Genomic DNA, 18,964 nt, shown 5'->3' on the forward strand with positions numbered 1-18,964 from the left:
CCCAACCCTCAGTCATCACCGCAGGTGCCCACGGGCACCCGCGTCTTCTGCTGGAGAACCGAAGTTGAGCGCGACCGGATGGATCAGAGAACGGTTCGCCGGGCCGACCCCGGGAACCGCACCCGGCGCGACCGGCACCTGGCCGAGGACGGCGCTGTCGCTGCCGTTCATCGGCATGGCGCTGGTCGTCGTCCTCGACTACTTCACCGACGCCGCCGTGACCGTCGAACCGGCGCTCACCGCCGTCCCCGCGCTGGCCGCCGTGGTCAGCCGCCGCACCTGGTACCCGCTCGCCATCGGCGCCTGCACCGAGGCCGCCGCCTTCGCCATGGCCGTGTACAACGACGTCCTCAGCGAGTCCGTGCACAGCGCCACCGTCTTCGCCATCGTCCTCGTCGCCGCCATCGGCTGGGTCAGCGCCACCCTGAGGCTGCGCCAGGAGCGCCTCCTCGCCGACGCCCAGCTCGTCGCCGCCATCGCCCGCCGCGTCCTGCTGCGCCCCGTCCCCGACCGCGTCGGCACCGTCCGGGCCGCCGTCCACTACGCGGCCGCCGCCGCCCACGCCCGGATCGGCGGCGACCTCTACGAGGTGGTCAACACCCGGCACGGCGTCCGGGCCGTGGTCGGCGACGTGCGCGGCAAGGGCCTCGGCGCCGTCGAGACCGCCGCCGCCGTGCTCGGCGCCTTCCGCGAGGCCGCCCACCAGGAGGCCGCCCTCGACAAGGTCGCCGGCTGGCTCGCCGACAGCCTCGACCGCGCCCTGCACGAGAACGACCACCCCGGCGTCGACGAGGAGTTCGTCACCCTCGTCCTCATCGGCGTCCGCCCCGACGGCACCGCCGAGATCGTCAACTGCGGCCACCCCGCCCCGCTGCTGCTGCGCGACGGCGAGGCCGTCCGCCCGCTCGAACTCGCCGAGACGGTGCCCCCGCTCGGCGTCCTCGACCCCGCCGACGTCCGCCCCCCGGTCCACCGCGTCCCGCTGTGCCCCGGCGACCGGGTGCTGCTCTTCACCGACGGCGTCATCGAGGCCCGCGACCGGGCCGGCGCCTTCTACCCGCTCGCCGAACGGTTCCCGCGCCACGTCGACGGCGGCGGGCCCGTCGACGTGCTGCGCCGCCTGCACGAGGACGTGGTGCGGCACGTCGGGCGCCAACTCGGCGACGACGCCGCCATGCTGCTCCTCCAGTACGACCCGCCGCCGGTCGCCGACCGGCCCGACACCACCGCCACCGCCGCGGCCGTGCAGGCCCCGGCCGACCCCGGCGGGCCGCCCGCCCCGCCGGCCCCGCGCACCCCGGCCGTTCCGCACGTCCCGCAGCAGAACGGGCACCTCTCCCGGCAGTGAGCGGGCCGGCCGGATCTACAGCGACACCCGGACCACCAGCGGGCGGTGGTCCGACACCCCCGTCCGCGGCGCCGACGCCGGACCCACCGCGGACCGCGGCACCCCCACCGCCAGCACGTGGTCGAACTGCACGGCCGGCCGGTGCGACGGATAGGTGGGCGTGCGGGCCAGGTCGTACCAGCCCTGGAGCCGCGCCCGCGGCTCCCGCACCCGCCGCCGGCGCGGCTCCACCAGCGCCGGCCGGGCCCGCCGGGCCGCCCGCAGCTCCCGCACCCGCGCCCGCGGCGCCGACCGCTCCAGCGCGCTCGCCCCGCCCAGCACCGTCCGCGGCACCGCGCCCACCAGGTTGAAGTCCCCCAGCACCAGGTACGGCTGCGGCAGGTCGGCGATCCAGCGGCGGATCGCCGCCAGCTGCGCCATGTTCCAGCCCGGCACGAAGGACAGGTGCGCGGCCACCACCGTGAACGGGCCGCGCTCGCCCTGCAGCACCGCCGCCAGCGCCGCGCGCGGCTCGTCCGGCACCGGCGTCAGCCCGCGCCGCCCGGCCACCCGCAGCGGCAGCCCGAACGGCGCCGGCGCGAACCGGCGGGCCCGCCAGTGCCGCACCGGCAGCCGGGTCAGCAGGGCCGTGCCGTACGCGGGCGGCGCGCCCGGTCCGGCGTCGGCCGGCCCGTACACCCGGATCCCGGGGGGCGCCGCGGGCTCCGGCAGCCAGCCGGCCACCGGCGCGGGGCGGCCGTGCAGGGCGGCGGCGAACCGCCAGTCGGTGGCGCCCATCGCGGCGGCGGCGACGGCGGTCTGGTCGGTGCCGCCGGAGCGGGCCTGGTGGCGGTCCACCTCCTGGAGCGCCAGCACGTCGGCGTCCAGCGCGGCCACCGCCGCCGCGAGCGGTCCGGCGGGGTCGGGCGGGAAGGGCCGCGGGGCGCCGTCGGGCGCCAGGGGTCGACCGTGCAGCAGATTGAACGTGGCGATGCGCAACTGGCTCACGCGGTACGACGTTACCGGTCGCCGGTGACCGGCCCGCGCGGCCCCCGATTCCGGGCCGCCCCTCCGGGCGTCGGCTTGACCCGTCGGGCATACCCGGTATACATACTCGGTATGTCCATCCGCCACGGCCTGCTCGCCCTGCTCGACCAGGGGCCGCGCTACGGCTACCAGCTGAGATCCGAGTTCGAGGCGCGCACCGGCGCCACCTGGCCGCTGAACGTCGGCCAGGTCTACACCACCCTCGCCCGTCTGGAGCGCGACGGACTGGTCGTCCCCGCCGGGGAGGACGAGGAGGGCCACCAGTTCTACGCGGCCACCGACGCCGGCCGCGCCGAACTGCGCGCCTGGTTCGACACCCCGGTGCCGCGCACCAACCCGCCCCGCGACGAACTCGCCATCAAGCTCGCGATGGCCGTCACCGTCCCCGGCGTCGACGTGCCCGCCGTCGTCCAGGGCCAGCGCCGGCACAGCATCAAGGCGCTCCAGGACTACACCCGGCTCAAGGCCCGCGCCCTCGCCGGCGAGAGCCGCCCCGGCGGGCCCGAGCAGCCCGGCGCCGACCTCGCCTGGCTGCTCGTCCTCGAACAGCTGATCTTCCAGACCGAGGCCGAGGTCCGCTGGCTCGACCACTGCGAGACCCGGCTCGCCCAGCACGCCGAGGTCGAACAGGCCCGCGCCGCCGAAGCCCGGGCCGCCGGGCCGGACGGCGCACCGGCGCCCGCGCCCGCCCGCTTCGGCCGCCGCCGCAGCAAGGCCTGACGCTCCGCCAGGGCCTGACGCCGCACCAAGGCCTCACGCCGCACCGAGACCTGAGGCCCGCACCGACCGCACGACCGACCGAACCCTCGACCGCACCGCCGGTCGAACCGAACCACCGGCCCGACCGACGCCACCGCGCGACGGGCCCCACCACAGCAGGGGGAATCGTGTCCCACACCGATCCGGCCAGGAGCGGCACCGCCGTCCTGCACCTGGACAACATCACCCGCGTCCACGGACAGGGCGCCGCCGAGGTCCAGGCGCTGCGCGGCGTCGACCTCAAGGTCCACCCCGGCGAGTTCGTCGCCGTCATGGGCCCGTCCGGCTCCGGCAAGTCCACCCTGCTCACCCTCGCCGGCGGACTCGACACCCCCAGCACCGGCCAGGTCCTGGTCGAGGGCGTCGCTCTCGGCGGTCTGAACCGCAAGAAGCTCGCCGAGGTCCGCCGCCGCTCCGTCGGCTACGTCTTCCAGGACTACAACCTGATACCGGCCCTCACCGCCGCCGAGAACATCTCGCTGCCCCGCGAACTCGACGGCCTGTCCGCCCGCGCCGCCCGCCGCGAGGCCCTCACCGCCCTTGAGGAACTCGGCATCCCCGAACTCGCCGACCGCTTCCCCGACGACATGTCCGGCGGCCAGCAGCAGCGCGTCGCCATCGCCCGCGCCCTCATCGGCGACCGCCGCCTCGTCCTCGCCGACGAACCCACCGGCGCCCTCGACTCCACCACCGGCGAATCCGTCCTCGCCGTCCTGCGCGCCCGCTGCGACGCCGGCGCCGCCGCCATGATGGTCACCCACGAAGCCCGGCACGCCGCCTGGGCCGACCGCGTCGTCTTCCTGCGCGACGGCCGCATGGTCGACGAGAGCGCCAGCCAGGACGCCGGCAGCCTCCTCGTCGCCGCCGCCACCAACGCGAAGGGCCCGGTGGGGGAGTGAAGCTCAGCTCCTGGCGGGTCGCCCTGCGCATCGCCCGCCGCGACGCCCTGCGCGCCAAGGGCCGCAGCGCCCTCGTCGTCGCCATGGTCGCCCTGCCCGTCCTCGGTGTCGCCGGCGCCGACGTCGTCTTCCGCAGCGCCGAACTCGACCCCGCGGAGAAGGCCGTCCGCGTCATGGGCAAGTCCGCCGCCGAACTCCGCTTCCTCGAACGCGGCGGCGTCGTCCTCCAGGCACCCGACCCCGCGGACGACTTCCACCTCACCCAGGCCGAGGAGACCAAGAAGGAGAACGGGCAGCCCGCCTACACCCCCGAGCAGCGGCGCAGCCTCGACACCGACCCCGTGGAGATCGCGCGCGGACTCCTGCCCGGCGCCGTCCTCGTCCCGCTCCGCGAAGGCCCCTACGTCGTCACCAGCACCGCCGAGGGCCTCACCAACGTCCGCGTCACCGAGGCCGACCTCGCCGACCCGGTCTGGAACGGCCGCTACAACATCGTCAAGGGCCGCGCCCCCGCCGCCGACCACGAGGTCGCCGCCACCCAGGACTTCCTCGACAGCTCCGGGCTGAAGATCGGCGACCGCACCGCGCCCCGCGGCCTCGAAGCCACCCCCTACACCATCACCGGCGTCGCCGAACACCCCGGCGAGCTGCGCGCCACCGTCCTGTTCGCCCGCCCCGGCACCCTCCTCGACAAGCTCGCCAAGCTGCCCGGCGCCGACACCGGCGGCCGCGGCCGCTCCGCCGACGAGGCCGTCAGCCACTGGCTCGTCAAACTCCCCGCCGGCGGCGCCGTCGACTGGCCCAAGGTGATGGAGTTCAACAAGTACGGCTTCACCGTCGCCTCCCGCGCGGTGTTCCTCGACCCGCCGGCCCGCTCCGACGTGCCGCTGAACGCCTACCGGGCCGGCCAGGGCGGCGGCAGCACCCCGTTCTTCGACCGCACCTCCGTCGTCATCCTCGGCACCGTCGTCGGCATGGCCCTGCTGGAGATCGTCCTCCTCGCCGGCCCCGCCTTCGCCGTCGGCGCCCGCCGCTCCCGCCGCCAGCTCGGCCTGCTCGCCGCCGGCGGCGGAGAACAGGCCCACGTGCGCGCCGTCGTCCTCGGCGGCGGCGTCGTCCTCGGCCTCACCGGCGCGTTCGTCGGCCTCGTCGCCGGCCTCGGCCTCGTCGCCCTGCTGCGCACCCAGGCCGAGGACTACGCCGGCAGCCGCTTCGGCCACCTCGACGTCCAGCCGGTCGACCTGCTCGGCATCCTCCTCGTCGGCCTCGTCACCGGCCTGCTCGCCGCCGTCGTGCCCGCCGTCCAGGCCTCCCGGCAGGACGTCGTCGCCGCGCTCACCGGCCGCGACACCCTCAAGCCGCCCAGCCGCAAGCTCGCCCTGCTCGGCCTGCTCATGCTCGGCGGCGGTTCCGCCCTCGCCCTGCTCGGCGCCACCGGCGGCTTCGGCAGCCGCTCCCTCGCCGTCCTCGGCGGCTCCGCGATCGCCGAACTCGGCATGGTCGCGCTCACCCCCTACCTGGTCGGCCTGTTCGGCCGGATCGGCCGCTGGCTGCCGCTCGGCCCCCGGCTCGCCCTGCGCGACTCCGTGCGCCACCGCGGCCGCACCGCCCCCGCCGTCGCCGCCGTCATGGCCGCCGTCGCCGGCAGCGTCGCCGTCGGCGTCTACGTCGCCAGCACCGTCGAACAGCAGCGCCGCGAATACGTCGCCGCCGGCCCCGCCAACGCCGTCATCCTGGCCAACGGCTGGGGCGCCGCCTCCGACGGCGCGATGCTGCCCCAGCTGCGCGGCGCCGTGCAGAACTCCGTCCCCGCCCTCGGCCCCCGCGCCGACATCCAGCGCGTCAACTACCAGGGCGACTGCATGACCGGCGCCAACCAGTGCGGCCACGCCTCCCTCGCCCTGCCCCCGGAACGCCAGTGCCCGATCTGGGACCGCAAGCAGCGCCAGACCCTCCCCCAGGAGGAGATCGAGCGGCTGCGCCGCGACGACCCGCGCTGCCGGGAGTCGTACATCAGCCGCGGCAGCAGCTTCGGCAGCATCCAGTCCGGCGACGCCACCCTGCTGCGCAACCTCTACGGCATCACCGACCCCGCCGCCGGGGCGGCGATCGCCGCCGGCAAGGCCGTCGTCCTCGACGAGCGGTACGTCAAGGACGGCAAGGTCTCCTTCGAGCTCACCGAGCCCTACCCCGACCAGCCGATGACCGAGGACTTCGAGCCCGCCTCGCACACCGTCACCCTGGACGCCGTGTACGTCGCCTCCCCGCTCAAGCCCGGCGCGAACGCCGTGATCGGCGCCGACGCCGTGCGCCGGCTCGGCCTCACCACCACCGAGGCCGGCTCCGTCTGGCTGCCCGACAGCGCCCCCTCCGACGGCGCCGAGCAGAAGGCCAGGGCCGCCCTCGCCAAGCTGGCCGACAGCACCGAGTTCGACGTCGAGCGCGGCTTCCGCTCCTCGGGCGACCTCATCAGCCTCGGCCTCACCGTGTTCGCCGGCCTCGTCGCCCTCGGCGCCGCCGGCATCGCCACCGGCCTGGCCGCCGCCGACTCCCAGCGCGACCTCACCACCCTCGCGGCGGTCGGCGCCGCGCCCCGGATCCGGCGCACCCTCTCCGGCTTCCAGTGCGGCGTCATCGCCGCCATGGGCGCCCTGCTCGGAGCCGCGGCCGGCATCGTGCCCGCCGTCGCCCTGCGCAAGGTCGAGGCCTCCGGGCAGGTCTACCCGGGGATGAGCCTCCAGGAGGTGTCGGCCAAGGGCGTCGTGGTGTTCCCCTGGCTCAACATCGGGGCCACGGTGATCCTGCTGCCGCTGCTCGCGGTGGCGCTGGCCGCGCTGCTCACCCGCTCGCGGATCTCGCTGCTGCGCCGCTCCGGCTGAGCCGCCGGGGCCGGTCCCCGGGCCCCGTGGTTCCGCTCCGCAGACCCGTCACCCCCGGCCGCCGCCTCCCGCGCGCGGCCGGGGGTGACGGACGTTACAGGCCCCGGAGTGCCCACCCTTCGGGACCGGGGCCGCTTCGGGGCATCCGGGCGAACTAAAGTCGTCCGTATGACGAGAACCCCGGACAGCGTCGTCCGCTCCTTCATCGACCAGCACCAGGCAGGCTTCCTCGCGGACCTCGCCGACTGGCTCCGCATCCCCTCGGTGTCCGCGGACCCCGGCCGGGCCGCGGACGTCCGGCGCTCCGCCGAGTGGCTGGCCGCCAAGCTGCGCGACACCGGCTTCCCGGTGGCCGAGGTGTGGGAGACGGACGGCCTGCCGGCGGTCTTCGCCGAGTGGCCTTCCGGGGACCCGTCCGCGCCGACCGTGCTCGTCTACGGGCACCACGACGTGCAGCCCGCCGCCCGGGAGGACGGCTGGGCGACCGACCCGTTCGAGCCGACCGTGGTCGGCAACCGGCTGTACGCGCGGGGCGCCGCCGACGACAAGGGCCAGGTCTTCTTCCACACCCTCGGGGTCCGGGCCCACCTGGCCGCCACCGGCCGCACCGCGCCGGCCGTCAACCTCAAGCTGCTCGTCGAGGGCGAGGAGGAGTCCGGCTCCCCGCACTTCGCCGACCTGGTGCGCCGCGAGGCCGACCGGCTGGCCGCCGACGTCGTGATCATCTCGGACACCGGCATGTGGTCCGAGACCACGCCGACCGTCTGCACCGGCATGCGCGGCCTCGCCGACGCCCAGATCGACCTGTACGGGCCGGACACCGACATCCACTCCGGCTCCTTCGGCGGCGCCGTGCCCAACCCGGCCGCCGTCGTCGCCGAGCTGGCCGCAGGCCTGCACGATGCCGACCACCGGGTCGCGGTCCCCGGCTTCTACGACGGCGTGATCGAGCTGACCGACCGCGAGCGCGAGCTCTTCGCCGAGCTGCCCTTCGACGAGGCCGCCTGGCTGAAGGTCGCCAAGTCGTACGGCACCCGCGGCGAGGCCGGCTACTCCACCCTGGAGCGGATCTGGGCCCGCCCGACCGCCGAGGTCAACGGCATCTGGGGCGGCTACACCGGCCCCGGCGGCAAGACCATCGTGCCCGCCTCGGCGCACCTGAAGCTGTCCTTCCGGCTGGTCGCCGGGCAGGAGGTCGAGAAGGTCCGGGAGGCCGTTCGCTCCTGGGTGGCCGAGCGGGTGCCCGACGGCATCCGCCACGAGCTGGTCTTCCCCGGCGCGACCCGGCCCTGCCTGACCCCGCTCGACCACCCGGCGCTGCAGTCCACCGTCCGGGCGATGGGCCGCGCCTTCGAGCAGCGGATCCTCTTCACCCGGGAGGGCGGGTCCGGCCCGGCCGCCGACCTCCAGGACGTGCTCGGCGCGCCGGTGCTGTTCCTCGGCATCTCGGTGCCCTCGGACGGCTGGCACTCGGTCGACGAGAAGGTCGAGCTGGACCTGCTGGCCAAGGGCGTCGAGACGGCCGCCTACCTCTGGGCCGACCTGGCCGAGAACTGGCGGCCGGGCGGCGAGCGAGCGTGAATCGGCGGCACCCGGGCCCGGCCGCGGGACGCACCCGCCGCCCGGCCCGCAGGGCGAACCCGACCCGTCCGAAAGACTCATCACGTGGGGATGGAACAGTTGAGCACCGTGCCTGAGACCGAACACCCGCCGCACCTGGCGCTGGCCCGAGCCGGGGTGGACCGGGCGGCCCAGCACCGGTTCGACGAGCCCTGGCTGGCGGCGGCGTGGAGCCACCCGTCCACCAAGGTGCTGCCGATCGCCGGCGGCGAGGCGTTCGTGGTGGACACCGGGCAGGGGACCGAGCTGGTCCTGCTGCCCTCCTTCGAGGCGCCGCAGACCGGCGACCGCTACTTCCTCGGCACCGACGAGGAGGGCGTCTCCTACTTCGCGCTGGCCGGCGAGAGCCTGCCGGGCCGGCTGGACGGCGACGCCCGCCCGGCCGGGCTGCGCGAGGTCGGCGGGCTGCTCTCCGACCGGGACGCCGGGCTGCTGGTGCACGCCGTCGCCCTGGAGCACTGGCACCGGCTGCACAGCTTCTGCTCGCGCTGCGGCCACCGCACCGAGAAGGCCGGCGCCGGGCACGTGCGGCGCTGCACCTCCTGCGCGGCCGAGCACTACCCGCGCACCGACCCGGCGGTGATCATGATGATCACCGACGAGCAGGACCGCTGCCTGCTCGGCCGTCAGGCGCTCTGGCCGGAGGGCCGCTGGTCGACGCTGGCCGGCTTCGTCGAGCCGGGGGAGTCGATCGAGCAGGCGGTGGTGCGCGAGGTGCACGAGGAGGCCGGGGTGCGGGTCGCCGAGGTCTCCTACGTGGCCAGCCAGCCGTGGCCGTTCCCGTCCAGCCTGATGCTGGGCTTCCTGGGCAAGGCGCACCCGGACGGCACCGCGATCACGGTGGACGGGGAGGAGCTGGCCGAGGCGCGCTGGTTCTCCCGGGAGGAGCTGCGGGCGGGCATGGAGGCGGGGGAGATCCTCCCGCCGTCCGGGATCTCGATCGCCCGGCACCTGGTCGAGCTCTGGTACGGCGGGCCGCTGCCGGCGGCGGCCCGCTGGTAATTCCGGGCCGCCCCGCAGGGCGGGCGGATTGAAGCGTTCCTCGGATTGGGGGCGCGCGGACTTGATTCGCGCGCCCCCAATTTCCTTTCCGAACCCGTCTCCCCAGGATGTTCGTCATCGGAGCGGCCCTGCTCGGTAAGGCTCCCGCGCTCCCGCCGGACACTGTCACCGATCCCGGGAGACTTTGCCGCAAACGCCTGAAAGCCGCTCGCCCGTCTCGCTACATTCACTCGGGTGACAATCCCCCGGGGCACCGCCCAATCCCCCAAATACCAGCGCCTCGCCGCGGACCTGCGCCGCCGCATCGCCGAGGGCGAGTTCACCACCGCGGCCGCCCTCCCGGTCGAGAGCGAGCTGGAACGCCAGTACGGCGTCGCCCGCAACACCGTCCGCCTCGCCGTCGACGTCCTCGTCAACGAGGGCCGACTCGTCCGCCTCCAGGGCAAGGGCACCTACCTGCGCGAGCACCCCGTGCTCGACCACCGCGCCTACGGACCCGCCCCCTGCCTCGACCCGCAGGACACCGCCGCCCGCGACTGCCTCGCCACCCCCGGCGCCGTCTACCGCGGCGAGGCCGACGACAGCGGACGCGAACTCACCGTCGACTTCGAAATGATGATCGTCCGGGCCCGCGTCGACATCGCCGAACGCCTCGGACTGCGCGCCGGCGAGGCCATCGTCGTCCGCCGCCAACTGCGCCTGCTCGACCGCGAGCCGTACTCCATCGAGGAGAGCCACTACCGGGCCGGGCTCGCCGCCGGCACCCCGCTGATGGAACCCGACCAGATCGACGGCGGCGACGAGGCCGTGCTCGCCGCCCTCGGCCGCACCGAGATCGGCGCCGTCGACCACCTGGTCGCCCGGATGCCGGGACCCGAGGAGTCCCAGTGGTTCCAGGGCGGACCCGGGGTCCCGCTGGTGGTCCAGACCCGGGTCACCTACGACCGGCGCGGACCCGTCCGGGTCATCGAGACCCGCTACTCCGCCGACCGCAGCCGGCTGGTCTACGGCGTCGGCGACCTCGCGGCCCGGACCACGCTGCCCGCGCCCGCCGCACCCGTCGACCCGGCCCGGGCCGACGCGCCGTGACCCGCGGGGCGGGCGCGCGTCGGCCGGGGCCTGGGCCTTGGTGCGTCAGGCCGGGGTTCGTCAGGCCGCCAGGGCCTTCTTCACCTGGATCAGGCTCGGGTTGGTCATCACGACCCGCTCGCCGCCGCCGACCGGCGTCACGAGCACCGTCGGCACGGTCTGGTTGCCGTTGTTCACCGACTCGACGAAGGACGCCGACGCCGGGTCCTCCTCGATGTTGATCTCGGTGTAGCCGATGCCCTCACGCTCCAGCTGGCTCTTGAGCCGGTTGCAGTAGCCGCACCAGGTCGTGCTGTACATCGTCACGCTGCCGGACATCGAGGGAACTCCTTCGGATAGGGAGGGGCGTGCGGACGCGATCGCGCGCGTACCGGTTCGGCGGGGACAACGTCCACCGCCCGGCCGTCATTCCGCGCCCCGGGCGTGCCCCGACTGTGCCGTGCCGCGCCGTGCCGCGCCCCGGTGCCCGGCCGGCCGGCCGCGCGCCCCGTACCGGCGCGGGGCCGGGGCGCGCGCCCCGCCCGCACCACTACCCGCCGAGCGCGCCGCGATCATCAGGCGATCACACCGCGCCTGTGGACAACCCCGCCCGAGATGTCCGCCCGGACTGAGAGGATGGAACGCATGCAGGAAGACCTCTTGAGCGGCAGCCCGTTCGACGGACACCAGGACGCCCACCGGCCCGGCCACCTCGCCGCCGGCGGCGGCCCCGACGCCGTCCTCGCCGGACTCGACCCCGAACAGCGGGCCGTCGCCACCGCCCTGCACGGCCCCGTCTGCGTGCTCGCCGGCGCCGGCACCGGCAAGACCCGCGCCATCACCCACCGCATCGCCTACGGCGTGCGCAGCGGCGTCTACCAGCCCCAACAGGTCCTCGCCGTCACCTTCACCGCCCGCGCCGCCGGCGAGATGCGCGGCCGCCTGCGCCAACTCGGCGCCGACGGCGTCCAGGCCCGCACCTTCCACGCCGCCGCCCTGCGCCAGCTCCACTACTTCTGGCCCCGCGCCGTCGGCGGCCCCGTCCCCCAACTCCTCGAACGCAAGGTCCAGCTCGTCGCCGAGGCCGCCGGCCGCTGCGGCCTGCGCGTCCAGCGCACCGAACTCCGCGACCTCACCGCCGAGATCGAATGGGCCAAGGTCACCCAGACCGGCCCCGACGACTACCCCGCCGCCGTCGCCAAGTCCGGCCGCGAAGCCCCCCGCGACCCCGCCGAGACCGCCCAGGTCTACCGCGTCTACGAGGAGACCAAGACCCGCCGCGGGAACATCGACTTCGAGGACGTCCTGCTGCTCACCGCCGCCATCCTGGAGGACCGGCCCGACATCGCCGACCAGGTCCGCGCCCAGTACCGGCACTTCACCGTCGACGAGTACCAGGACGTCTCCCCGCTCCAGCAGCGCCTCCTCGACCAGTGGACCGGCCCCGGCGGCGGCGCCAGCCTCTGCGTCGTCGGCGACGCCAGCCAGACCATCTACTCCTTCACCGGCGCCACCCCCGACTACCTGCTCGGCTTCCGCACCCGCCACCCCGAGGCCACCGTCGTCAAGCTCGTCCGCGACTACCGCTCCACCCCCCAGGTCGTCCACCTCGCCAACGGACTCCTCGCCCAGGCCCGCGGCGAGGCCGCCCGCCACCGCCTCGAACTCGTCTCCCAGCGCGAGGCCGGCCCCGACCCCGTCTACACCGAGTACGAGGACGAACCCACCGAGGCCGAGACCACCGCCCGCAAGATCAAGGACCTCGTCGCCGCCGGCGTGCGCGCCAGCGAGATCGCCGTCCTCTTCCGCACCAACGGCCAGTCCGAGGTCTACGAGCAGGCCCTCGCCGACCTCGGCGTCCCCTACCAGCTCAAGGGCGCCGAGCGGTTCTTCGAACGCCCCGAGGTCCGCGACGCCGGCGTCCTGCTCCGCGGCGCCGCCCGGGCCGGCTCCGACCCCGTCACCGACGGCGCCCCCGACCTCGCCGGCCAGGTCCGCGCCGTCCTCGCCACCCGCGGCTTCACCCCCGAACCCCCCGCCGGCTCCGGCGCCGTCCGCGACCGCTGGGAGTCCCTCGCCGCCCTCGTCCGCCTCGCCGAGGAATTCGAACGCGGCCGCACCGCCGCCGGACAGACCACCGGACTCGCCGACTACGTCGCCGAACTCGACGCCCGCGCCGCCGCCCAGCACGCCCCCGCCGTCGAGGGCGTCACCCTCGCCTCCCTGCACGCCGCCAAGGGCCTCGAATGGGACGCCGTCTTCCTCGTCGGCCTCACCGAGGGCACCCTGCCGATCATCTACGCCAAGACCGACGAACAGGTCGAGGAGGAGCGCCGCCTCCTCTACGTCGGCGTCACCCGAGCCCGCAAGCACCTCACCCTCTCCTGGGCGCTCTCCCGCTCCCCGGGCGGCCGCGCCTCCCGCAAGCCCACCCGCTTCCTCGACGGGCTGCGCCCCGGCTCCAGCGCCCCCGGCAGCCGCCCCGCCGGGCGGGCCGGCCGCGGCGGGGTCGAGGGCGGCGAGCGCTCCGCCGGGCGCCGGGTCCGCGGCCCGGTCACCTGCCGGGTCTGCGAGCGCGTCCTCACCGACGCCGTCGAGCGCAAGCTCCGCCGCTGCGAGACCTGCCCCTCCACCATGGACGAGGCGCTCTACGAACGGCTGCGCGAATGGCGCGCCGCCCAGGCCCGCGAACAGGGCGCCCCGGCCTACGTGGTGTTCACCGACGCCACCCTCATGGCCATCGCCGAGGACGTGCCCGCCAACCGCCAGGAGCTGGCCGCCATCTCCGGGGTCGGCGCCATGAAGCTGGACAAATACGGGGCGGCCGTGCTCTCGTTGTGTGCGGGGGAGGAGCCCGAGGGGGATCCGGCGGACGTCTCGGACGGTCAGCCGGACGAACCGGCCTGAGCCGGTCCGGGGCGATCACAGCCGGCGCCGCGGAGCGCCGCGAAGACCGTCGGGGAACTCGCCGGAAAAATAGTTTGCGCGCCGTGCCGGGAGCGCAATAGCCTGCCGGAGCGGTCAAGGGGACGCGATCGCACGGGGTGACACCTGTCGCGCCGCATTCCCCTGCGCCCACCAGCTTCACACCCGCATCACTCGCACCACCAGCTCCACCAGCTCCACCGAGACAGACATCCGAACAGTTCGGAGCCCGGGAGACCAGGCTCCGCGAGACGCCGAGAGGAGGCGAAGACAGTGGAAACCATGAACACCAAAATGACTGGCCAGACCGTCGACGCTGCCTCCCTGCGTGCCGCCAGCCTGCGGCTCACCGCCGAGCTGTGCGGAACCGGTCTGGGTCTCGACGCCACTCGTGGCTCCGTCGCTCCCTTCTCCCTCGCCCCCGTTGTCAGTGGTCTTGGACACACTGGCCTCGGCAGCAAGGGCAATGAGGGCGGCAGCTTCGACGGCACCCGTGTCGAGACTGGTCTGTCCCGTGACTGGGCGTCGGTCGACGCGTCCCGCTCCCCGCGTGATGAGCGACCGACCCAGGCACCGAAGACGGCCGTAGTCGTCGCCAAGCACGGCGGCTATGCGCAGGTCATCGGTGCCGGAAACGCCCAGAAGCAGAACGAGCAGCAGATCAACCAGGCCATGGCCGTCTTCACGGACGCCACGGCCATCCGGATGCGGGCCTTCCGCGGGCCTGAACCCTGGAGAGAACGAACCTGAGCCACTTTCAGGTCGGCGCCTCCAGGGCCGCGGAACCCGTCACACCGGGATCCGCGGCCCTTCTGTTTTGTCCGGTACGCGAGACCACCCAGGCCCCCCGGGGCCTCCGGCCCAGCCCCACCAGTCAGCTGAGCCGGACCCACTGAGAAGACGAGGAAGACGCACACAGTGTCCACGGTCATCACACCGCCCACCCCGTCCGTACCGCCGACAAGCCAGACCAAGGCCGACCAGGCCGACCCCCCGGAGGTTCTCCCCATGCAGTTCACCTCGATCGACCAGGCCGAAGAGCTCGGCCTCCCCATCCCGTGCCGCGCGTTCGACCCCGAGGTCTTCTTCGCCGAGACGCCCGCCGACGTCGAGTACGCGAAGGCCCTGTGCGGCACCTGCCCGGTCAAGGACGCCTGTCTCACCGGTGCCCTCGAGCGCCGCGAGCCCTGGGGCGTCTGGGGTGGCGAGCTCTTCGTCCAGGGTGTCGTCGTGGCCCGCAAGCGGCCGCGTGGCCGCCCGCGCAAGACCGAGGTCGCGGCGTGAATCCCGCGTCCGGAGCCGAGGCCGTCCGCCGGGGAGAGCAGCCCCTGCCGGACAACACCCTCCGCCGCTCCGTACGCCTCGCCGCCGCCAAGGCCGACGCCCGCATCCGCCCCTTTCCGACGACGCACCACGAGCAGGACCACCACATGACCGCCGCCGCCATCGATCCGACCGTCCGCGCTGAGCAGACCACCGAACTTCAGATCCAGAACAGGACCCTCGAAATGCAACTCCTCCACGAATCCCTGGCCCGTGCGCATATGCAAGAGCGCCTCCAGGAGGCCGAGCACCAACGGCTCGTCGTCCGGGTCGCCCGGGCCCACCGGCTCAAGCAGAAGGCCGAACGCGCCTCGCTGCGGGCCCGCAAGGCCATCGCCGTCGCCCTGATGTGACATCGCCCGAGGTGGCGTCGCCGTGAGGTGACACCGCCCGAGGCGATATCGCCATGAGGCGACGAAGCCGTGAGGTGACCGGGACGCCGGTACCCGCCCGGCCGCCGTCGTACCCCCGTCGCGCCGCAGGCCGCCCCCCGATACCGGGAGGCGGCCTGCGGCCGTTGCCGTCCTCGGGGACGGCCGGGCGAGGGGAGGTTTCTGGCGTGATCAGCCCTCCGTCGACGGGCCCCGACGCCGCGCGGGCGCCGACCGCTTCGCGGCAGGGCGCTTCGGCGCGGGGTCCTTTGCCGCGAGGTCCTTCGCCGCCGGGTCCTTCGCCGTTGTGCTCTTCGCCGCGGGCCGCTTACCCGCCGGGCGCTTGCCCGCCGAGCCCGGCTCCGCGAACTCCGGCAACCACTCCAGCATCTCCGCCCGGAACGGCGCCTTAGCACCCAACTGGCACAGCACCCCGATCGTGCTCAGCGTCACCCGGTGGATCAACAGGTACGACGGCGGCAGATTCAACTGCTTGCCCAGGTTGTACGCGGGCGACCGCGGATCCGCGATCCGCGCCGCCTGCGCCCGCATCCACGCCCGCGTGAAGTGGAACGACTCCACCGCCGCCGGCTCGATGATCGGCACCAGATAGTCCAGCACCGCGTCCGGATCCAGCTCGATCGAGGGCTTCACAAAGCCCTCCTCGCGCAGCATCGCCAGCACACCCGCCGCGTCCCCGGCCAGCGCCATCCGCAACGACGCCCCGATCGGCGCCGGCAACCCGCCCGGCAACCGGTCCACCGTCCCGAAGTCCAGCACCCCCAGCCGCCAGTCCTCCACCGGGCCGTCGTCCTTCAGCAGCCGGAAATTGCCCGGATGCGGATCCGCGTGCAGCAACCCCGTACGCGACGGACCGGCGAACAGGAACCGGGCCAGCAACTGCCCCGCCCGGTCCCGCTCCTCCTGCGAACCCGAGGCGATCACCTCCGCCAGCGGCGTGCCGCCCATCCACTCCGACACCAGCACCTGGTCCGCCTGCGCCACCACACCCGGCACCACGATCTCCGGATCGCCCGCGAACTCCTCGGCATGACGGCGCTGCGCCTGGGCCTCCAGCCCGTAGTCCAGCTCCTCGGCGACCCGCTCCCGCAACTCGGTGATCAACGGCTTGATGTCCAGGCCCGGAATCAGCGGACCGAGCAGCCAGGCCACCCGGCTCAACTGCGACAGGTCCGCCAGCAGCGCGTCCCCCGCCCCCGGGTACTGGACCTTCACCGCGACCGTGCGGCCGTCGTGCCACACCGCCCGGTGCACCTGGCCGATCGACGCGGCCGCCGCCGGCCGGTCGTCGAACTCCAGGAACAGGCCCCGCCAGTCCTCGCCCAGCCGCTCGGCGAGGGCCGCGTGGACCTTCGCCGCCGGCATCGGCGGCGCCGCGTCCTGCAGCTTCGTCAACGCCGCCCGGTACGGGCCGGCCACCTCCTCGGGCAGTGCGGCCTCGAAGACGGACAGCACCTGCCCGAACTTCATCGCCCCGCCCTTGAGCTCGCCCAGGACCTTGAACAGCTGGTCGGCGGTCGCCTGCTGCAACTCGGCGGTCACCACCTCGGCCGACCGGCCGCCGATCCGCTTCCCCAGCCCCAGGGTGGCCCGGCCGGCTATCCCCAGCGGCAGGGCGGCGAGTCTTGCCGTGCGGGTCATTGCCTTGCGCGGAAGATCGCTCACCCGGGCCTCCAAATCGACACGCCCCAGGCCCCCGCGGCGGGGGCCGACCGTCATACGCCATTGTGCCCGCTCGGCGGTGCGGCCCCGGCCGGAATCGGCCTCCGCGGCGGGCTCGCGCCAGTCTCGCACCGGTCTCGTGCCGGTCTGGTGCCGGTCTCGCGCCGGCCGCCGTCGGGCCCGGACACCCGGGCCCGACGGTCAGGGTCGACGGTCGGGGTCGACGGTCGGGGCCGGTCAGGCGCCGACGGCCTGCGCGAAGGAGAACAGCCGGAACGGGTCGTACCGGCGCTTCACCGCCACCAGCCGCGGATAGTTCTCCCCGTAGTAGGCGCGCCGCCAGTCCGGCAGCCCGGGATCGACGAAGTTCTGGTACGTCTCGCCGGAGGAGTGCGGATCGAGCACCGCGAAGCCGGAGTCCGCCCAGCGGCGGGCCGCCGCCGTCGCCGCCTCGTCCACCGGGCCGGTGGCGATCACCGCGCCGAGGCTCGCGTTGAACAGCGCGTTCCGGTGGACGTAGGCGGTGGCCGTGCGGGCCGGATCGTTGGCGGCGCCGCCGAGCGCGCTCAACTGCACCATGCGCTGCTGCCCGGCCAGCCGGTCCCGGTCCAACAGGCCGACCGCGGCGTCCCAGACCGCGCGCGGCGGCGGGGCGTCGAACAGCCGGCCCCGGTCCACAGCGGCGGTCGGTCGGGGCAGCACGGCCGCCGGCCCGGTACCCGCCCGGTGGCACTGGTCCTGGGTGTACGAGCCGCAGCCGTAGAAGCCCATCATGACGGACAGGTACGGGGCGGTGTAGCTGTTCCGCGAGGCCGGAACCGCGCCCACCAGATCGACCAACCGGCCGATCTCGGCGTTGAGTTCGGCCTCCGTGCCGACCGAGCCGATCAGCACCGAGACGAACGGGGTCGCCCCGGGCGCGGCGTCCCGCAGACCCACCACGGCACCGCCGCCCAGCGTCCGCGGGGCGTCGGGGAGCCAGTGCGACCAGGCGTCCAGCACATCGACCGCGCGGTCGAAGGGCCAGGCGAGACTGGCCATGGTCAGGGTGGCCACCGGGACCGGAGTCACCGTGTACGAGGTGACGACGCCGAAGTTGCCGCCACCGCCGCCGCGCAGCGCCCAGTACAGGTCGTCGTGCTCCTGGGGCGAGGCGGTGACGGTCCGGCCGCTCGCCAGCACGACGCGGGCCGAGGTCACCTTGTCGCTGGAGATACCGACATGGCGGGTCAACAGGCCGATGCCGCCGCCCTGGAGGAAGCCGCCGAGGGAGACCGTGGGACAGAAGCCGCCGGAGACGGCGAGGCCGTGCGGGGCGACGGCGTTGGTCACGTCGACGAGCTGGGTGCCGCCGCCGAAGGTGGCGGCCCCGGGGGTGACGGTGGAGGCGTTCAGCCGGGAGACGTCGATCACCAGGCCGGTGCCGGTGGAGTAGCCGCCGCCGCTGTGGCCGCCGGCGCGGACGGCGATCGGCAGGTCGTGGTCCTGGGCGTACCGGAGACAGAGGGCGACATCCGCCTCGTCGGCGCAGTACGCGATGGCGGCCGGCTCGACGGAGTCGAAGCGGGCCTGGCCGATCTGCTTGGCGACCCCGTAGGCCGGGTCGCCGGGGAGGACGAGAGTGCCGTGCAAATAGCCGGAGAGCCGGGACCATCGTCGCCGTCGGGCCTCGGCCGCGGTGGCGACGGTCGGCAGGGCGGGGACGGCGGCCAGCGGGACGGCCAGGGCGCCGGCGGCGCCGATGAGCGATCTGCGAGTGATCATGTCGATACCTCTCGGTGAGGTCGTGCACGAGCGTTGCGATCGTTGCGCGGGCCACCCCCGGCGTCGGCCGGGTGGCCGACGCCACAGTAATGGCTCCAGGGCGCCCCGGTGCGCCCTTTCCCCGCTTCGGGGACCCCTCCCCCCTCCCCCCTCCCCTCCGCCCACCCACCACCCACCACCCACACTCACCCGGGCCGACGTCTCGGCCCGGGTCGTAGGGCGCAGCCTGGCGCCAGGCTGCGCGCACAGGCGTCCCGCACAGGCGTCCCGCACAGGCGTCCCGCACAGGCGTCCCGC

15 protein-coding genes are annotated in these 18,964 nt (G+C 74.6%); 11 read left to right on the forward strand and 4 right to left on the reverse strand.

The window, feature by feature from the left end:
• Nucleotides 1-64 precede the first annotated feature (64 nt).
• Entirely contained in the window at nucleotides 65-1,348 is a 1,284-nt protein-coding gene (locus ACFP3U_RS05570) for a PP2C family protein-serine/threonine phosphatase (RefSeq protein WP_380224058.1), read from the forward strand.
• 15 nt (nucleotides 1,349-1,363) lie between these two features.
• Here ACFP3U_RS05570 and ACFP3U_RS05575 read toward each other — a convergent pair whose 3' ends face one another.
• Nucleotides 1,364-2,335 carry an endonuclease/exonuclease/phosphatase family protein gene (locus ACFP3U_RS05575; protein WP_380224059.1) on the reverse strand — a complete coding sequence of 324 codons (972 nt, stop codon included), beginning with the start codon at nucleotides 2,333-2,335 and terminating at the stop codon, nucleotides 1,364-1,366.
• Nucleotides 2,336-2,446: 111 nt separating this feature from the next.
• On the opposite strand from ACFP3U_RS05575, the gene ACFP3U_RS05580 reads away from it, so the two are divergent.
• The 6 genes from ACFP3U_RS05580 (at nucleotide 2,447) to ACFP3U_RS05605 (ending at nucleotide 10,622) form a co-directional block, all read left to right on the forward strand.
• Entirely contained in the window at nucleotides 2,447-3,094 is a 648-nt protein-coding gene (locus ACFP3U_RS05580; RefSeq protein ID WP_380224060.1) for a PadR family transcriptional regulator, read from the forward strand.
• A 167-nt stretch (nucleotides 3,095-3,261) separates the two neighbouring features.
• Nucleotides 3,262-4,032 carry an ABC transporter ATP-binding protein gene (locus ACFP3U_RS05585; protein ID WP_380224061.1) on the forward strand — a complete coding sequence of 257 codons (771 nt, stop codon included), beginning with the start codon at nucleotides 3,262-3,264 and terminating at the stop codon, nucleotides 4,030-4,032.
• On the forward strand, nucleotides 4,029-6,911 hold the full coding sequence (locus tag ACFP3U_RS05590) for an FtsX-like permease family protein (protein WP_380224062.1): 2,883 nt from the start codon (nucleotides 4,029-4,031) through the stop codon (nucleotides 6,909-6,911). Before ACFP3U_RS05585 ends, ACFP3U_RS05590 begins: the two co-directional genes overlap by 4 nt.
• Before the next feature lie 168 nt (nucleotides 6,912-7,079).
• Nucleotides 7,080-8,492, forward strand: coding sequence for a dipeptidase (locus tag ACFP3U_RS05595; protein ID WP_380224063.1), 1,413 nt, complete (start codon nucleotides 7,080-7,082; stop codon nucleotides 8,490-8,492).
• 90 nt (nucleotides 8,493-8,582) lie between these two features.
• Complete coding sequence (gene nudC, locus ACFP3U_RS05600; RefSeq protein ID WP_380224064.1) at nucleotides 8,583-9,533, forward strand: NAD(+) diphosphatase; 951 nt, start codon at nucleotides 8,583-8,585, stop codon at nucleotides 9,531-9,533.
• A 234-nt stretch (nucleotides 9,534-9,767) separates the two neighbouring features.
• A complete protein-coding gene (locus ACFP3U_RS05605; protein WP_380224065.1) occupies nucleotides 9,768-10,622 on the forward strand; it encodes a GntR family transcriptional regulator in 855 nt (284 codons plus the stop codon).
• A gap of 60 nt (nucleotides 10,623-10,682) precedes the next feature.
• Here the strand turns inward: ACFP3U_RS05605 and ACFP3U_RS05610 are convergent, their stop codons facing one another.
• Entirely contained in the window at nucleotides 10,683-10,940 is a 258-nt protein-coding gene (locus tag ACFP3U_RS05610) for a mycoredoxin (RefSeq protein WP_380224066.1), read from the reverse strand.
• Between the two features lie 297 nt (nucleotides 10,941-11,237).
• Here ACFP3U_RS05610 and ACFP3U_RS05615 point away from each other — a divergent pair, with 297 nt between their 5' ends.
• The 4 genes from ACFP3U_RS05615 (at nucleotide 11,238) to ACFP3U_RS05630 (ending at nucleotide 15,202) form a co-directional block, all read left to right on the forward strand.
• Nucleotides 11,238-13,508: an ATP-dependent DNA helicase UvrD2 gene (locus tag ACFP3U_RS05615; RefSeq protein WP_380224067.1), complete on the forward strand. Its 2,271-nt coding sequence runs from the start codon at nucleotides 11,238-11,240 to the stop codon at nucleotides 13,506-13,508.
• 300 nt (nucleotides 13,509-13,808) lie between these two features.
• On the forward strand, nucleotides 13,809-14,276 hold the full coding sequence (locus ACFP3U_RS05620; RefSeq protein ID WP_380224068.1) for a hypothetical protein: 468 nt from the start codon (nucleotides 13,809-13,811) through the stop codon (nucleotides 14,274-14,276).
• Nucleotides 14,277-14,444: 168 nt separating this feature from the next.
• Nucleotides 14,445-14,810, forward strand: a complete 366-nt coding sequence (locus tag ACFP3U_RS05625; protein WP_380224069.1) for a WhiB family transcriptional regulator — start codon at nucleotides 14,445-14,447, stop codon at nucleotides 14,808-14,810.
• Nucleotides 14,811-14,956: 146 nt separating this feature from the next.
• Nucleotides 14,957-15,202: a hypothetical protein gene (locus ACFP3U_RS05630; protein ID WP_380224158.1), complete on the forward strand. Its 246-nt coding sequence runs from the start codon at nucleotides 14,957-14,959 to the stop codon at nucleotides 15,200-15,202.
• Nucleotides 15,203-15,412: 210 nt separating this feature from the next.
• Here the strand turns inward: ACFP3U_RS05630 and ACFP3U_RS05635 are convergent, their stop codons facing one another.
• A complete protein-coding gene (locus ACFP3U_RS05635; protein ID WP_380224070.1) occupies nucleotides 15,413-16,906 on the reverse strand; it encodes an ABC1 kinase family protein in 1,494 nt (497 codons plus the stop codon).
• A gap of 234 nt (nucleotides 16,907-17,140) precedes the next feature.
• Complete coding sequence (locus tag ACFP3U_RS05640; RefSeq protein ID WP_380224071.1) at nucleotides 17,141-18,667, reverse strand: FAD-binding oxidoreductase; 1,527 nt, start codon at nucleotides 18,665-18,667, stop codon at nucleotides 17,141-17,143.
• Nucleotides 18,668-18,964 lie beyond the last annotated feature (297 nt).

Source organism: Kitasatospora misakiensis, assembly GCF_042656005.1.
Lineage (GTDB): Bacteria > Actinomycetota > Actinomycetes > Streptomycetales > Streptomycetaceae > Kitasatospora > Kitasatospora misakiensis.

Excerpts from the sequence above, each read along its gene's own strand:
- ACFP3U_RS05580 (WP_380224060.1), top strand. The coding sequence starts at position 2,447 with ATGTCCATCCGCCACGGCCTGCTCGCCCTGCTCGACCAGGGGCCGCGC.
- ACFP3U_RS05595 (WP_380224063.1), top strand. The coding sequence starts at position 7,080 with ATGACGAGAACCCCGGACAGCGTCGTCCGCTCCTTCATCGACCAGCAC.
- nudC (WP_380224064.1), top strand. The coding sequence starts at position 8,583 with ATGGAACAGTTGAGCACCGTGCCTGAGACCGAACACCCGCCGCACCTG.
- ACFP3U_RS05610 (WP_380224066.1), bottom strand. The coding sequence starts at position 10,940 with ATGTCCGGCAGCGTGACGATGTACAGCACGACCTGGTGCGGCTACTGC.
- ACFP3U_RS05615 (WP_380224067.1), top strand. The coding sequence starts at position 11,238 with ATGGAACGCATGCAGGAAGACCTCTTGAGCGGCAGCCCGTTCGACGGA.
- ACFP3U_RS05620 (WP_380224068.1), top strand. The coding sequence starts at position 13,809 with ATGAACACCAAAATGACTGGCCAGACCGTCGACGCTGCCTCCCTGCGT.
- ACFP3U_RS05630 (WP_380224158.1), top strand. The coding sequence starts at position 14,957 with ATGACCGCCGCCGCCATCGATCCGACCGTCCGCGCTGAGCAGACCACC.
- ACFP3U_RS05640 (WP_380224071.1), bottom strand. The coding sequence starts at position 18,667 with ATGATCACTCGCAGATCGCTCATCGGCGCCGCCGGCGCCCTGGCCGTC.